The 14,386-nt window shown below is 34.7% G+C and carries 12 protein-coding genes and 3 pseudogenes; 4 read left to right on the top strand and 11 right to left on the bottom strand.

Annotated elements, in window-relative coordinates:
• On the top strand, nucleotides 1-1,767 hold the full coding sequence (locus N7U66_RS02570) for a hypothetical protein (RefSeq protein ID WP_267677192.1): 1,767 nt from the start codon (nucleotides 1-3) through the stop codon (nucleotides 1,765-1,767).
• Between the two features lie 92 nt (nucleotides 1,768-1,859).
• On the opposite strand, the pseudogene N7U66_RS02565 reads toward N7U66_RS02570, so the two are convergent.
• The 4 genes and pseudogenes from N7U66_RS02565 to N7U66_RS02550 all read right to left on the bottom strand — a co-directional run bounded on the left by N7U66_RS02565 (nucleotide 1,860) and on the right by N7U66_RS02550 (nucleotide 5,187).
• Nucleotides 1,860-3,335, bottom strand: a pseudogene (locus N7U66_RS02565) (helix-turn-helix domain-containing protein).
• 83 nt (nucleotides 3,336-3,418) lie between these two features.
• A complete protein-coding gene (locus N7U66_RS02560) occupies nucleotides 3,419-3,877 on the bottom strand; it encodes a GNAT family N-acetyltransferase (RefSeq protein ID WP_267677191.1) in 459 nt (152 codons plus the stop codon).
• Between the two features lies 1 nt (nucleotide 3,878).
• Nucleotides 3,879-4,172, bottom strand: a complete 294-nt coding sequence (locus tag N7U66_RS02555) for a hypothetical protein (RefSeq protein ID WP_267677190.1) — start codon at nucleotides 4,170-4,172, stop codon at nucleotides 3,879-3,881.
• Complete coding sequence (locus N7U66_RS02550) at nucleotides 4,165-5,187, bottom strand: formimidoylglutamase (RefSeq protein ID WP_267678595.1); 1,023 nt, start codon at nucleotides 5,185-5,187, stop codon at nucleotides 4,165-4,167. Before N7U66_RS02550 ends, N7U66_RS02555 begins: the two co-directional genes overlap by 8 nt.
• Before the next feature lie 146 nt (nucleotides 5,188-5,333).
• Here N7U66_RS02550 and N7U66_RS02545 point away from each other — a divergent pair, with 146 nt between their 5' ends.
• The gene (locus tag N7U66_RS02545; RefSeq protein WP_267677189.1) at nucleotides 5,334-6,215 is read left to right on the top strand and encodes a chromosome partitioning protein ParA; all 882 of its coding nucleotides are present in this window, start codon (nucleotides 5,334-5,336) and stop codon (nucleotides 6,213-6,215) included.
• 196 nt (nucleotides 6,216-6,411) lie between these two features.
• Here N7U66_RS02545 and hutI read toward each other — a convergent pair whose 3' ends face one another.
• Both hutI and N7U66_RS02535 read right to left on the bottom strand, forming a co-directional pair.
• The gene (hutI, locus tag N7U66_RS02540) at nucleotides 6,412-7,647 is read right to left on the bottom strand and encodes an imidazolonepropionase (protein ID WP_267677188.1); all 1,236 of its coding nucleotides are present in this window, start codon (nucleotides 7,645-7,647) and stop codon (nucleotides 6,412-6,414) included.
• Between the two features lie 134 nt (nucleotides 7,648-7,781).
• Nucleotides 7,782-8,057, bottom strand: coding sequence for a hypothetical protein (locus N7U66_RS02535; RefSeq protein ID WP_267677187.1), 276 nt, complete (start codon nucleotides 8,055-8,057; stop codon nucleotides 7,782-7,784).
• Between the two features lie 249 nt (nucleotides 8,058-8,306).
• Between N7U66_RS02535 and N7U66_RS02530 the strand changes: the two genes are divergently transcribed.
• Nucleotides 8,307-8,813 carry a Crp/Fnr family transcriptional regulator gene (locus tag N7U66_RS02530; protein ID WP_267677186.1) on the top strand — a complete coding sequence of 169 codons (507 nt, stop codon included), beginning with the start codon at nucleotides 8,307-8,309 and terminating at the stop codon, nucleotides 8,811-8,813.
• A gap of 154 nt (nucleotides 8,814-8,967) precedes the next feature.
• On the opposite strand, the pseudogene fumC reads toward N7U66_RS02530, so the two are convergent.
• Nucleotides 8,968-10,366 (bottom strand): annotated as a pseudogene (gene fumC, locus N7U66_RS02525) (class II fumarate hydratase).
• Between the two features lie 58 nt (nucleotides 10,367-10,424).
• Nucleotides 10,425-11,341 (bottom strand): annotated as a pseudogene (locus N7U66_RS02520) (lipid A deacylase LpxR family protein).
• 201 nt (nucleotides 11,342-11,542) lie between these two features.
• Between N7U66_RS02520 and N7U66_RS02515 the strand changes: the two are divergent.
• The gene (locus tag N7U66_RS02515) at nucleotides 11,543-11,716 is read left to right on the top strand and encodes a hypothetical protein (protein ID WP_267677185.1); all 174 of its coding nucleotides are present in this window, start codon (nucleotides 11,543-11,545) and stop codon (nucleotides 11,714-11,716) included.
• Nucleotides 11,717-11,833: 117 nt separating this feature from the next.
• On the opposite strand, the gene N7U66_RS22420 is transcribed toward N7U66_RS02515, so the two are convergent.
• From N7U66_RS22420 to N7U66_RS21260, 3 genes are all read right to left on the bottom strand, one after another.
• Nucleotides 11,834-12,550, bottom strand: a complete 717-nt coding sequence (locus N7U66_RS22420; RefSeq protein WP_390886616.1) for an outer membrane beta-barrel family protein — start codon at nucleotides 12,548-12,550, stop codon at nucleotides 11,834-11,836.
• On the bottom strand, nucleotides 12,519-13,139 hold the full coding sequence (locus N7U66_RS22415; RefSeq protein ID WP_390886615.1) for an outer membrane beta-barrel family protein: 621 nt from the start codon (nucleotides 13,137-13,139) through the stop codon (nucleotides 12,519-12,521). Before N7U66_RS22415 ends, N7U66_RS22420 begins: the two co-directional genes overlap by 32 nt.
• 226 nt (nucleotides 13,140-13,365) lie before the next feature.
• A complete protein-coding gene (locus N7U66_RS21260; protein WP_313791382.1) occupies nucleotides 13,366-14,289 on the bottom strand; it encodes a carboxypeptidase regulatory-like domain-containing protein in 924 nt (307 codons plus the stop codon).
• Between the last annotated feature and the right edge of the window lie 97 nt (nucleotides 14,290-14,386).

Raw genomic sequence — 14,386 nt, 5'->3', positions numbered from 1 at the left:
ATGATTAAAAACTATTGGAATAAAGGCAGGAAACAAAAGCGAAATGTTGTCATTTTATCTATAATTGTTATCGCTTTACTTTTCTTTTTAAGAGACGATTATCAACCGGCATTGTTATTTGTGCGTAAATTTATTTTCGTGATTTTACTTAGTGCTATTGTCCTATTCTTTGGATTATGGAAATTTAGAAGTCAAGCTTCCACTGGCAAACGCGTTTTTATTTTGGCGATTTTGGGGGTGTTTTTTGCTGCTTTTTACTTTGTTGGCTGGAAAATGGAGCTCTACGATTATATGAAAACCTACAATGTATTTAATGATTTAAATAGGGTAGAAATAGATGAACTGCCGCTAACTCAAAATGAACGAATCCAGCCCTTAAAGAATATTCATTCTATGGCTAACGAAAGTGTAGGTGAAACAAAAGATGTGTCCTTGCCACATTTGGTACGTGTAGATAATGAAAATAAATGGACGATGGCGATTCAACCTACCAAGAAGTATTATTGGCAGGGGATGCGAGATAATACAGAAGAAGTGTTTTCTGTATCGAGTACGACGCCGTTTCCGCGTTTTTCGAATGAAAACAGAATTCCAGTCACTTTTTCTATTGGAGAATCTTTAAAGTTTAGTAGAAACACTTATAATGCGGTCGTACAGCGCTTTAATCCTTGGATGCTATTAAACTATGAGCCTAGCGACACCTTTTATATGAAAAATGATACGGGACAATGGGTGGAAGTGGTGAGCTTGATTAAATGGAAAGGCTTCTTTTTTCCATACCCTTCTTTTGGAGGCGTGATGATTATTGAGAATGGAGTGCACTATTTTAAGGATTATCTTGAACGGGTAACCATTGGAAAAGGAACGTTTATAGCTCCGGAGGAATTAAAGAATTATCCATTTTTAACACGACAAAATATCTTAGCAGAAAAAGTGTCGCGTTTACAAGGGGAATCCTTAAAATTTTTAGGAGGATTTAGTGATCCCTTACCATGGAATATGAAAACGGCTGTTAAAATTCCGGATTTGGCAGACGATCAAAATCAACAACCCTTTGTCACCGATTTTAATTTTGAAGATACCCAAGTTCCAGCGTATAGCGGCTTGTATCATTGGTTTGGTTTGGAACCCATAGGCGATGAACGCTCTAGTTTGACCTATAGTGTTTTTGTCCCTGCCGATGGCTCAGACAAGCTGTTTTATTATGATCATGCCGCAAAAAAACAAGGTTATGCGGGTGTTTCTGCCATGCCTTTAAAAGTAATAGAATCTCGTAAAGAGTTTGATTGGAGTGTGAATAAACCGGTAGAGTTTAGACCTTATATAAAAAATATAGCGGGACGTAAAAGACTCTTTTTCTTGGGAACCATTGCAGCCGTTAAAGAGGGCTCAGATAATTTTGATGGAGCAGCGACGCCAGATTTAGCATTAATTGATAGCGAATACCGGGATGTGGTTTGGATAGATGTAAAACATCCTAGCAGTTGGGATAAGGAATTATATGATCAATTAAATGAAGCTTGGCGTTCCAGCGAAGGGGAACGTATTAATGATTATTACATCGATGAAATTAAGCCCATTGAAACGATGACAGATTCTACGGCAAATGTGATTGCAGTGGATACTACTAAATTTAGAGCCAAAATCACTAACAATAGTAAAGCGATAGATGATTTACAACGCAAAATAGATTCTATAAATAAAAAAAGAGAAGAGGAGGAAATTTCGAGATTACAGCGAAAAATTGATTCTTTGAAAGGCTTGTAAGCCACAAGAATACGTGTGTTCGACTTTAAATATTTTTGCTTTTTCAATTTGGAAGAACCCAAGTTTAAAGCATAAAAACATTGTTAATCACCTTAGCTAAATTGCGTAAACAAGTCATTAACAACATGTTCAATTTGTAGGTTCTTTTGTTCTTTTTGCAAAATAATTGGAGGTACGATGCGCTCTTTACAATCGCTTATTGCGCAACGTTCACAAGTCACACCAACATTAAAACGTGGTATTGTTGGATCATCCCAAAAAGCAATTTTACGTTTTAATTGTTGATTTATTAATAAGCCAACACTAACGCTTCTGTACTGATTGGTTTTAAAGGGATCTCTTGTGGCAGAAGAAAAAATCAAATAGGAATGTTTGCTATCTGGATAATGAGAAATTTGCATGTCAAATACATGATCTTCATTCGTTTTCACAATGTCTTGTAATACTTTTAGCGAAATCCATCGCCTACAATAATGTTCATCAGTTTCGTTAGCATGAGGCGAATGTTGATGCGTTAAATGGAGCTCTTTGTTAAGAAAGAATTTTTTGTCATCTTTTTTATGAACAAACCTCAAAAAGAATAAATTTTGGAGATTAAAATCCTTAGGTAAAATATTGGTTAGCCGTTGGTAAAAGGATTCGGAGACGCGTTAAAGGATTCGGCAATAGAAACAAAAGTCTCCTTATCAAACGTTTTTTTCTTAAAGAGTTTTTTTAGTTTTTTACTCAATATAGTACGTGGTAGCAATAATGCACCCGCAAAATAGGACGCATAAAAATTATTCAAAACTTGATCAAAATTTTCAAATTTAATCCAAGAGAACGTGTATAAACGGGCTTCGTATTTAAGATAATTATAGGCGATTTCTTTAGCGTATATAAAGCTACGTTGCGCATCATCGATATGATTTGCTAAGAGCAGTGTTTTCGTTTTTGGAATAAAAATAGAACGTAAGGTATCTAATTCTTTATGTTTTTCTAAATCTTTATTATTTATAGTATAACCATATTCTTCAATTAAAATTTCCTCTAATTCTGAAGATGGAAGGTTTTGGCTCAAATCAATTTGATAGGCTTTAGCGAACGATAGGACACTCTGTTCCAATTCATCAAAATAATTGTTGTTGGCTTGTTGAAAGGAACGTACAGAGGCCAAGTAAAAGTTTTCTTTGCTAAAACTGTAATGCTGTGCAATTTCTATAATAGTACTTATAAAAGCATTGACTTTAGCTGGTGCATTAGCAACGATATCAATAAGCGTGCTTTCTTGAATACCAAAAACCTCTAACGGAATCTCTTTTAAAATTTTTGATTGTAATATGTCTCCAATTGGAGCAAGGTTTTTGTCCAGTTTTAACGACACAAAATGATCGTATGGAATATCTAATTTTTCAGCTAGTAGCGCGATTTTATCTCGGTTTGGGATATTTTTTCCCTTTTTCTATTTCGTTTAAATAGGACTTAGACAAACCACTAAGTTTAGACAAACCAAATAAAGATAAATTTTTCTCAGTCCGTATCTGTTTTAGTTTTAAGCCAAAAATAAGTTTGATGTATTCTTCTTCCATGATTACAAAGATACTATTTTCAGTGCATACTCGTTCTTGCGAATCATAAAATTCAGCGAACGTTCACTTAGATTTAGTGCTTTTTATAGGGGATATTCCATTTTTATATTACAACGTTTGTAAGGGCAATTTGCTTCAACGGGAATGTCAATAAACCCATATTTTCTATAAATATAAATCGCATTTTCAAGACGCGTGTTCGAATAGAGTAGTAGTCTGTTGAAGTTTTCCGTCCTCGCAAAATCAATGCAATGTTGCATGAGCTTTTGTCCAATTTTATGACCACGATATTCGGGTGAGACCGTCATTTTGGTTAGCTCGAACGCCTTTTGTTTTGGTAATGGCATTAATGCAACAGTACCCACAATATTATTATCTAGTAATGCAAAAAAGATGTGCCCCCCTTTGTTTATAATATAGGTTTCGGGGTTGGATAATACCTCTTCATCAAAAGGTTCAACGTAAAAAAAAGTTTCAAGCCATTCTCTATTTAATTGGTAAAACGCTTTTGAATATTTGGTTTTAAATGAAACTATTTCCATATTATTTCAAGTATGAATTTGCGACAAACAATACCGTAAATATTGATAAAGTTATTAAAAGTGTCATAACATAAATAGACGCATTTTTATTTTTACCACGCAAGTTATCAATTAATGCCCAAATGGGAATACCTATTAATCCTAACAATGCAGGAATGGTTAATAATTCTCCAAGAATTCTAATTATTTGGACTTCGACCTTAAAATAGTAAACACCAATAAGCATACAAAAATACAATAAGATAAGTCCGTTAATATATAATCTTAACTGTTCTATTTTTATCCTATTAGTCATAGTTATTGGCTCTAATAAAGTCGGTTATAAGATAGGTAATTAATTTTCCTACTTGATGGTTTTGCTCTGTATTGGGTGCTGCTTCGCAAATATGTAAATAAGCAACCTGCTTTTGCTTTCCAAAATAATTGACAAACTGCCGCGCTCTACTGGTAGAGAATCCACTGGGTGTTTGCGCACTGCTTGGGATGTTTTCTATCGCATCACAATCAATTTCTAATCCAAACTCAACTTTATCAATATGCTTCTTAGCGCGTTTCATTTCGGCTTTAAAACTTAGTTCTTTTCTAATTTCAATGGCTTCAAAAGTCGTGTATTGTAATTTTTTATTCTCCTTGAATGTCTCTAAAAGACCCTCAGAGGTGTAATTTTCATGCAGTCCAAACACAAAATAATTATTCAAGAATCCTTCGGCAAAAGCGTAACTAAAACCATTGCCACTATGTCTCCCTTCCAATGCTCTAAAATCTGAATGGGCATCAAAGTTGATCGCATTTATTTTGTGATTAAGTGCGAGAGACGTCCCTTTTATATTGCCGTAGGCATTATTATGGCCGCCACCTATAAGCATGGGGATTTTTCCAGCTTTTACAATAGTATAAACAGCATCACATACTATTTTATCAATTTCGACCACGAGCTTCCTAGCTTTAGCAATGTGTTTTTCAGTACCTTCTTGCCATTTGGATAACTTTTGCAACTCACTAGTAAAATCTAAACAACCAAGTATGAGTACTTTATTGGCGTCGTTAAACGTATTGTTTTGGGTATTTAACAAAACTTTAATAGTAGCGTCCCAGGCATTGTAGGCGCCAGTTTTACCGTGATTTGCAAGAACTCCAATGTCTTCCGGTAATCCTAATAAGACATACTGGACGTCTAAAAGTTTTAAGTCCTCGTATATGTTTGTGTTTGTAGACAACACTTTTACGTGTTCACCAAATTTAGATTCTAAAGGACGCTTAGAAATTAAATTTTCAATTTTAGATTTTGTCATTAACAAAAGTGTATCCATCACAATTATAATTGTTTATATAAAAAAAATAAATTTACATTTAAAAAAAGAACTAACAAGCATTAAATTTAAGAAAGAAAAACTTAAATTTCAGCTTTAAAACTTAACCCTTAAACTTAAATTTTACTTAAAAAACAACAAAAATTATGGCAAACAATGCAGCAAATACAGGATTAAAAGTCGCTTTAGGAATCGCTATAGCCCTCTTTATAGGAGTGGTTGTCTTCTCATCTTCTTTATACACTGAAAAAAAGGAAAACGAAAAAATATTAGTTGAAGAAAAAACGAAAGTCTTAGACGAATTAACAGCAATGCAAGCGCAATATGATGTAGCATTGAGTGAGAATACTGTAGCTAATCAAAATTTAATTGAAGCGAAGCAACGTATTGATGGTTTAATAGATTCATTAAAAGTGTCGGATACCAATTTAAAAAGTCTATGGAGCTATAAGAAAAAATACTTAGCGCTACAAAAGGAAATGACAACCGTTCTAGCTCAAAATGATAAATTGAAAGTTGAAAATCAACTATTAGCGACGAGTCTAGATAGTACTAAAATACAGCTAGACGAACGCAAGATGTTTACAGATTCTTTATTAGTTCAAAACACAACTTTAGCCGATGTTGTTGAAAGCGCTTCGGCCTTAAACACGAATACCCTAAAAGTAACTGGGGTTATCGAGCGTAGTTACGGAAAACAAATTCCTACTGAGCGCGCGAGCCGTAGTGACAAAATTAAAATTTGTTTTACAGTGGCTAAAAATAAGTTAGTTCAAGCTGGAGATAAAGAATTATATGTTCAGGTCATTGATCCTAAAAACAATATTCTAGGTGCCAACGAACAAATAGCTTTTGGTGAAGAAACACTTAATTATAGTGTGATTAGTAAATTCAATTATGAAAATGAAAGTTTACCTATTTGTGAGTACATTTCTAGAGCTAGTGAAGATTTTGAAAAAGGGAACTATAAAGTAAATGTTTTCAATGGAAAAGAAATCGTTTCAAGTTCAATCTTTGAAATGAGATAATTGAGTTCATTTAAAAATATATTAAAAAACCTGAAGGCATCCCTTCAGGTTTTTTTTATGAGTTTAATATTGGGAAGCCTCAAAAATATGCCAATCACATTTAAAGAGTCCTCAAGATAAGTATATAGCGTATTAAAAAAAGTCTGTATTTCGGGTTGACGCCTTAATAGAATAGTAAAGGCTTACCATTTTAAAATCAAAGGCATTGCCCATTGATAATGACTTGGTCGATGTGGTTTTCTCCAAAAGCATATGGCAAAAAATTATAACTAGGCACTTTCTTTGTGATTATAATATTTGCTTTTTTTCCCTTGGTAATACTTCCATATAAATTACTAATGCCCATGGCATAAGCGCCATTTATAGTGGCGGCATTAATGGCTTCTTCAGGAGTGAGTTTCATTTTAATACAGGCGGTACTTACTACAAAATTCATATTTCCGGAAGGTGTGGAACCTGGATTATAGTCGCTGGCTAAGGCTAATGGTAAACCGGCATCTATAATTCTACGTCCTGGTGTATAGGGAATGCTTAAAAAATAGGAACAGGACGGCAATGCTACGGGCATGGTATTACTCCCTTTAAGCGCATCAATATCCTCTTGGTGCAACTCTTCTAAATGATCGACGCTTAAAGCATTGTGTTTTACAGCTAAAGCGATACCTCCAAAGGCATTAAATTGATTTACATGTATTTTTGCACGTAAATGAAACGCTTTTGAAGCTTCTAATATTTTTGCAGTATCGTCTAAAGAAAAATACCCTTTTTCACAAAACACATCCACATAATCTGCTAGGTTTTCTTTTGCTATTTGTGGAAGCATCTCGTGGATTATTAAATCTAAATACCCTCGTTTGTTGTTTTTATATGCCTTTGGTAGGGCATGTGCACCTAAAAATGTGGCTTTTATTTTTAGTGGAAAATTTTGTTTGATTCTTTTAATTATCCGAAGCATTTTGAGCTCTGCTTCTGTAGACAAGCCATAGCCCGATTTAATCTCAAGAGCTCCAGTACCCATCTGCATGACTTGCTCAATGCGCTTTATGGACTGTTGGTACAGCGCTTCTTCAGAAGTGTTTTGAAGTACTTCGGCACTATTTAAAATGCCGCCCCCACGATTTGCTATTTCTTCATAGGATAATCCGTTAATTCTATCTACAAATTCCTGTTCTCTATTACCAGCATATACAATGTGAGTATGTGAGTCGCACCAGGTTGGAAGCACTATTTTACCTGTAGCATCAATGGTTTTTGAAGCCTTGATGTTATGGCAGTCTTCCATTTTTCCGTAGTCAACAATAGTATCATCTTCAATAAGAAGGTAAGCATTTTTTAGAGAGGGAAGTATTTTCATATCCTGGCCTACAACTTTTAAAATGGTGTTGTCGCGTATTTGAAGTAACTCTTTAATGTTCTTTATTAGAATAGACATAGCTGGAATTAATAAGTATCGTTTAAGGTATAAAGTTAGCAACTAAATATGAAACAACAGCTAAACATAGCGTTAATTCAAGGAGTGAAACAGTTTCTGTAGTGTTAGATTCTAGAGTACTAGTTTTGTATAAATTAAGTGAAATCTGTAAAATTAATATGCAACGACACCGTCACTATTAAAATGATACCAATCAAAGTAATAATCCAATTTTTAGTTCTTATAAAAAGTGAGGAAACGAAATAAATGATAATAGTGAGAAGTCCTATTATGGCGGGTATCCATTTAATAATTATTGCAGCCATTCCCGCTCCGGAGTAATCTGCAGTAAAGGCAATAGTGCTTCCTATAATTTCAAATATAAAGATGAGTATTATATTGTATTTAGGGTCATTTATTTTGTCTCTCATGCTTCAAATATAGGATAAAATGTAAAAATTGAATCTTTTTTTTATTTTGTTTTATACCGTTGAATCTACCCTCTATAACGAAATATTATTTTCGGCTAACAATAATTAACTACTTTCCGTGTGCAAAATGTTGAATCTAAATACAAAAAGGGTTTATATTTCCTTAACGCATCTTATGAAACCATATTTTAAAGAAAGCTTTAATTATGTTAATTCTTTCAACACGCTCCCGAATCTATTTTTAATACATTGTATGAAGCCGCAGAGTATAGGAAACTGGAGCCAGGAGACAAACTTTTAAGTCAAGGTAAAATTCCCAACAAAATATATTTAATTTTGAAGGGGGTGGTTCGCGCCTATTTAATTTTAGAAAATGGGAAAGAGGTGACTACCCGATTGTTTAATCCTTACATGTTTTTTGCTTCCATTAAAGCGTTATTAAATAAAAAGCCATCCAGTATTATTTATGAAGCCTTAACGGAGAGTGAAGTTCTTGAATTAGATTTCACGACGTTCTCTAACTTATGTCATAATCATTTAGATGTCATGGGATTGTATGCTAAGGTTTTAGAAGATACTATTATTAGAAGTGAAGCTCGATTTATAGAGTTTTCTTCGTCCGACGCTACCAAACGCTATTTAGATTTACGTAAACGTATAAATAATCTTGACAACCTCATACCGCAATATCAAATTGCTGCAAGTATAGGGATCACACCGGTACAATTAAGTCGTATTAGAGCCAAACTCAATTAATACAAAATACCATTCCTTAACTCATGTTAAGTGGAATGGGCATAATATGTTATAAACTTGTAGTATAATATTTTCCCAAGATAATAACTAACTAAACAAGGAAAGCCCAATAAACCATTTGTTTATTGGGCTTTTAACTTCATTTATTGATGGCTTATTTCAAGCCACCCACCATGTTTTCTCGGTCTTACCCATGCATCATAATCTTCAGCGGTAACATAGCCTAAATTAATAGCTTCGGTTTTTAAAGTCGTTCCATTTTTATGTGCTGTATTTGCTATTTCGGCCGCTTTATAATAACCAATTTTAGTATTTAGAGCCGTAACAAGCATCAACGAGTTGTTTAGTAATTCTTTAATAACATCGTAATTTGGTTCAATACCGAAGCACAATGTTCTTCAAAACTAGCACAAGCGTCCCCTAATAATTGAGCAGACTGTAAAATGTTACTAGCCATCATGGGTTTAAATACATTGAGCTCATAGTGGCCTTGTGTACCCCCAATAGTGATCGCCACATCGTTGCCCATAACTTGTGCGCATACCATGGTTAAGGCTTCACATTGTGTAGGATTTACTTTTCCTGGCATAATGGAACTTCCTGGTTCATTCGCTGGAATAATAATTTCACCAATTCCGGAGCGCGGTCCGGAGGCCATCATTCTAATATCATTCGCTATTTTGTTTAGTGAAACGGCTAATTGTTTTAATGCACCATGAGATTCTACTATGGCATCGTGAGCTGCTAAAGCTTCAAATTTATTTTCTGCGGTGATGAATGGCAAGTTGGTAAACTTCGCGATGTATTTCGCAACCAATTCGTCATAGCCTTACGGAGTATTTAATCCAGTACCAACAGCGGTTCCGCCTAAAGCAAGCTCTGCTAAATGCGGCAAGGTGTTTTGTAACGCTTTTAAACCGTGATCCAATTGTGAAACATAGCCTGAAAATTCCTGACCTAAGGTTAATGGTGTGGCATCCATTAAATGTGTTCTACCAATTTTAACAACATCCTTAAAGGCCACAGCTTTATCATGTAAGGTATTGCGTAGTTTTATGATATTTGGAATGGTATGGTCTGCTATTTTATGATATGCAGCAATGTGCATACCCGTTGGAAAGGTGTCGTTTGAGGATTGCGATTTATTAACATCGTCATTAGGTTGAATCGTTTTCTCCCCTTCACCAACCACTTTTCCCGCAATTTGATGGGCGCGATTTGCTATTACTTCATTCACATTCATGTTGGATTGTGTTCCGAGAACCCGTTTGCCGGATAACCAATGGAAATTGATCGTCGTGCTTGCCTTCTAGAATCTCATCACATACTTGAGCAATTAAATCACGCTTTTCTTCGGCTAAAACACCTAATTCACAATTGGTATAAGCCGCTGCTTTTTTGAGATAGGCAAAGCCATATACGACCTCTAGTGGCATAGACGCAGGTGCCCCAATTTTAAAGTTGTTTCTTGAACGCTCCGTTTGTGCGCCCCATAGCTTATTTGAAGGGACTTGAACTTCTCCCATTGTGTCTTTTTCTACTCTGTATTCCATGTGATTTAGTTGTTTAGAACACAAATTTACAAAATTCAGAAATGTTTTTTACTTCAAACTATAAAGTAAATCCAACTTTTATTCCTCCCCATTTAGCAGCGCTTACGGTGTTGATTTCTCTAGTGATCAAAGTTACGGTATATTCAAAATACATGGTTTTTGTTTTTAATACGATACCATAATTCAACTGGCCAGTAAAACGTCTGAGATCTTTATGGGCAATCGTGTAAGGACTACTCTTATTAAAAAGCCCCCCTGTAATGAAGCATCATATCCCACGTAAATGCCTTTTACCTCTGAATAAAAATACAATCGAAAAGCTTTATTTGGTTTTGTAGGTTGATATACCGAATTAACAATTCCTATTTGCGTTGAAGTACCAATAGAAGCATTAGTAAAAAGAGACCCAAGTTTTAAACAACCCTGCGCTTGAAGGGAAAACAGTCCCTGATATTCAAACACTTGTTTTTCAATGCCTATCTCATAATTTAAAATGACGTCATTTTTTATTTGATGTTTCCAACCTCTTGGAATTTTATTACCAGTAGCCTCATGAATAGCCACTTGCATCTCTTCACCAAACGCACCAGGACCTATAAGGCCAACATTAAAAGAAGAAGACAACCTTATTTTGGTAGTGGTATTGGTAGTTATATAAAACGATTTTAAATAAATAGCAGCGGCAAAGGGGCGGTCTCCAAGTTGAATATTGGTACTCACATAATCATTGGGGGTAAACCCAATATGCTCCAAAGCTAAACCATACTTTTCTTTACGATTGGCAGCATCGAATTTAAAAAAGAGCGCATGGATTGGGTTGTTTTTAAAACGAGATGATACCCATTCAAAAGCATAGCCTTGCGTGTAATTTTCATCAGTAGCAGCAAAATAGTCATTGTCATAATTGAACCTGAAATATTCAGTAGTACCGAAATCTCTGTAAGACGCCAAAGGATCTATTTTTTGACAGAACATAAAGAAAGGAATACAAAAAAGAAGTATTAATGGAGCACGATTTTTATACATATTAAACTTACGTATTTTTCTACTTGGCGGTTTTTAAAAGAAGCAGGAGTCTTATATTAAGAACTCTGTTAATAATTCTAAACTTTATATTGTATAAAAAAACAGTTTAACTTATCTTTGTCCAAGATTTAAAACAAGACACTAACAATTATGTTCGAATTTGACCAATATTTAGGCTTTTTAGCATTCTTAACCATCTTAACCATAGGTTTTTGGTTAATGATATTTTTATTAACGTTTGTTATTCCTTACTGGATTGGCGGGAGTTTAATTGAGCGTCTTAAAGAAATGAGAGAAGAAAAAAAGGCGAAGCGTAAGGCATAATTCGCTTTCTAGTAATATAAAAAAAGGGAAATTCAAATTGAATTTCCCTTTTTTGTTTCCCTATGTTCGAGTAAATAAATTTATACTAAATGAGGTGTAAACGTATGAACCTGAAGGTTACCCTTCAAAACCATCATCGCCACCATCGTAACCGCCACGTCGTTCTTGTTTCTTTTTCTGATTGAATCTATAGGTAAATGATAAATTAAAACTACGTTCTCTCCATTGGAATTCACTTTCGCTATAAAATGTTGGAGTAGTGGTAGTTTGCGTACGTTTCCTACTATTGAATAAATCACTAACGTTTAAGGCTAATGACGCTTTATCTTTAAATAAATCTTTACTAAAGGCTAAATCTGTAGAGAAGATACCATCTCGTTCATTCTGTGCATCTGCACTGGGTCCTCTGTAAGATAATCGTGTTTGCCAATCTATATTTCCTGGTAATGTATATTTATTATTCACTCTTGCAAACCAACTTGTGTTTGTATTACTTAAATCCAATCCATTAGGTGTAACGCCTTCCGTTTTATTTTCAAAGAAATTAAAATTGGCATTAACATTCCATTTTTTTGTTGGTCTGTATCCTAGCGTAAATTCAAAACCAAAACGATCTTCATTAGCTAAATTTATTGGCGTTCTATTAATAACTGCTAAGTCTTGACCGTTAACATTAACCGTCGTTCCTGTATCAAAACTCACAAAGCTAAACCCATCGGTGGCCTGCGAATAATAGGCAGACGTATTAAAAGTAAACTTTCCAAAACGTTTAACATAACCTAAATCAACTTGTCCTGAATAACTAGGATCTAAATCGATTTCCTTGAAAAACACTCGTTACACTGGAGCGAGATGGAAACGGATTGATAAAATAAGACCTCGGCCTTCTTAAACGTCTGTTATAGGCTAAAGTAACATTTTCACTATCACTCAATTCATAATTGAGATTGACTGTTGGAAATAAGCCGGTGTAGTTCTTTTTATTAAAATCACCACTTGTTGGTTGGTCTAACGTTAATCTTGTGTTTTCCATTCGAAGACCTAATAAATACGAAAACTTACCAATCTTACTTCCATATTGGGTATAAAAAGCGGTCAAGTACTCTCTGTAATTAAACCGATTAGTTAAATCGGTATTCACTTCAAAAGTATTGGTGTCTGCATTTAGAAACTGCACAATGTAATCTGTGTTTTGGTCATTAAAATTCCCGCGATAACCCGCTTCAAATTGTGATTTTTCACCAATAGGAAGTACATAATCGGCTTGCAATAAGATGCGTTGTGAATCGACAAGGTTAGCCACCAATTCAGAAGTAATACCGTTAACGTTTACTGAAGAATTCTCATTGTCATAGCTGTCTTCATACTGAAAATCAAAGGTAAATTTATGTCCGCTAGTATTAAATTGTTTATCAAAATTCACAGCATACTGAATGGTTTTTTCATCTTCTAATTCCGGATCTAGCCTTATACTTGAACTCAGTAAATTTTCATTCTCATCATAAATATTCAGAATGTTTGTCGTGTTGTTTTGATCGTCACCTAAACTGTAGAGTAGAGAAGTGGTTAAAGAGGCAGAATCTGTAATGTACCACTCGACACCTAAATTGGTGTTGAAGTTTTTACGAACGCGGTCAAAATCACTACTTTCATCTAAAAAAGTATCTCGGATAGTCCTCTAGCAATCCGGTAAGCGTGTCTATTTTTCTGTTGAAATATTGAGAATAGGAAGAAGAGCGGCCAGGCACCTCCCGATAATTATAACTCGTAGTATTAAAAATATTTAAATCTCCAGTTCTATAATTAATGTTACCGTAAATACCTGCAGAGGGATTGTATCCAACGTTTGTAGTCATGGCACCATTTAAGCCCTGTAATTTACTACGTCTTAAAATGATATTTATGATACCTCCAGTACCTTCAGCATCATATCGCGCAGATGGGGAGGTAATTACTTCTACCTTTTCAATAGATTCGGCAGGAAGTTGCCTTAAGGCTTCAGTAGAATTTAAACCGACTAATCCCGAGGGTTTTCCGTTTATTAAGATGCGCACATTGTCGTTCCCGCGTAAAGCGACATTACCTTCAACATCTACAGAAACAGAAGGGACATTGTCTAATACATCACTTACAGTACCTCCGCGAACGGTGAGGTCTTTACCAACATTATATATTTTTTTATCGAGCTTAATTTCTACGGTAGTCGTTTCGGCAATGAGTTCAATGCCTTCCAATGCTTCCGCATTTTCTTCCAAATAAATGGTGCCGTAGTTGGCGTCTTTTGTTATCGTCTTATCACCAATAGTCACCGTTTTATAGCCTATATACTCTATACTAACACTGTAGTTCCCTGTTTTTACAGCGATATTATAATCACCGTTTTGGTTCGTAATCCCACCGGTTATTGTTTTTGCATCATTTTTACTCGTAAAAATAATTGTTGCATATTCTAAAGGTATTTTAGAGGATTCGTCCGGAATCTTACCGGAAATGTTTACCTCGACCTGAGGCTTTTGCGCTGCTATATTTAAAGAGAATAAGAAAAGAAAAGCGTAGGTAATTGTTTTGAACATATTATTAGTTTTGCAATGTAAGACTGCAAAAATAAAGGATGGTTTAAACGTCCTTGGTTAAATCTATGTTAAATAAAAATCCTATAAAATCATTTCA

The organism is Lacinutrix neustonica (assembly GCF_026625145.1).
Taxonomy (GTDB): Bacteria; Bacteroidota; Bacteroidia; order Flavobacteriales; family Flavobacteriaceae; genus Lacinutrix; species Lacinutrix neustonica.
Note: the sequence above shows the minus strand (reverse complement) of the source record. Positions and strands in the feature narration are given on the sequence as shown.

What these genes read in the sequence shown, in the direction of transcription:
- N7U66_RS02570 (WP_267677192.1), top strand. Translation starts at nt 1, where the DNA reads ATGATTAAAAACTATTGGAATAAAGGCAGGAAACAAAAGCGAAATGTT.
- N7U66_RS02560 (WP_267677191.1), bottom strand. Translation starts at nt 3,877, where the DNA reads ATGGAAATAGTTTCATTTAAAACCAAATATTCAAAAGCGTTTTACCAA.
- N7U66_RS02555 (WP_267677190.1), bottom strand. Translation starts at nt 4,172, where the DNA reads ATGACTAATAGGATAAAAATAGAACAGTTAAGATTATATATTAACGGA.
- N7U66_RS02550 (WP_267678595.1), bottom strand. Translation starts at nt 5,187, where the DNA reads ATGGATACACTTTTGTTAATGACAAAATCTAAAATTGAAAATTTAATT.
- N7U66_RS02545 (WP_267677189.1), top strand. Translation starts at nt 5,334, where the DNA reads ATGGCAAACAATGCAGCAAATACAGGATTAAAAGTCGCTTTAGGAATC.
- hutI (WP_267677188.1), bottom strand. Translation starts at nt 7,647, where the DNA reads ATGTCTATTCTAATAAAGAACATTAAAGAGTTACTTCAAATACGCGAC.
- N7U66_RS02535 (WP_267677187.1), bottom strand. Translation starts at nt 8,057, where the DNA reads ATGAGAGACAAAATAAATGACCCTAAATACAATATAATACTCATCTTT.
- N7U66_RS02515 (WP_267677185.1), top strand. Translation starts at nt 11,543, where the DNA reads ATGTTCGAATTTGACCAATATTTAGGCTTTTTAGCATTCTTAACCATC.
- N7U66_RS21260 (WP_313791382.1), bottom strand. Translation starts at nt 14,289, where the DNA reads ATGTTCAAAACAATTACCTACGCTTTTCTTTTCTTATTCTCTTTAAAT.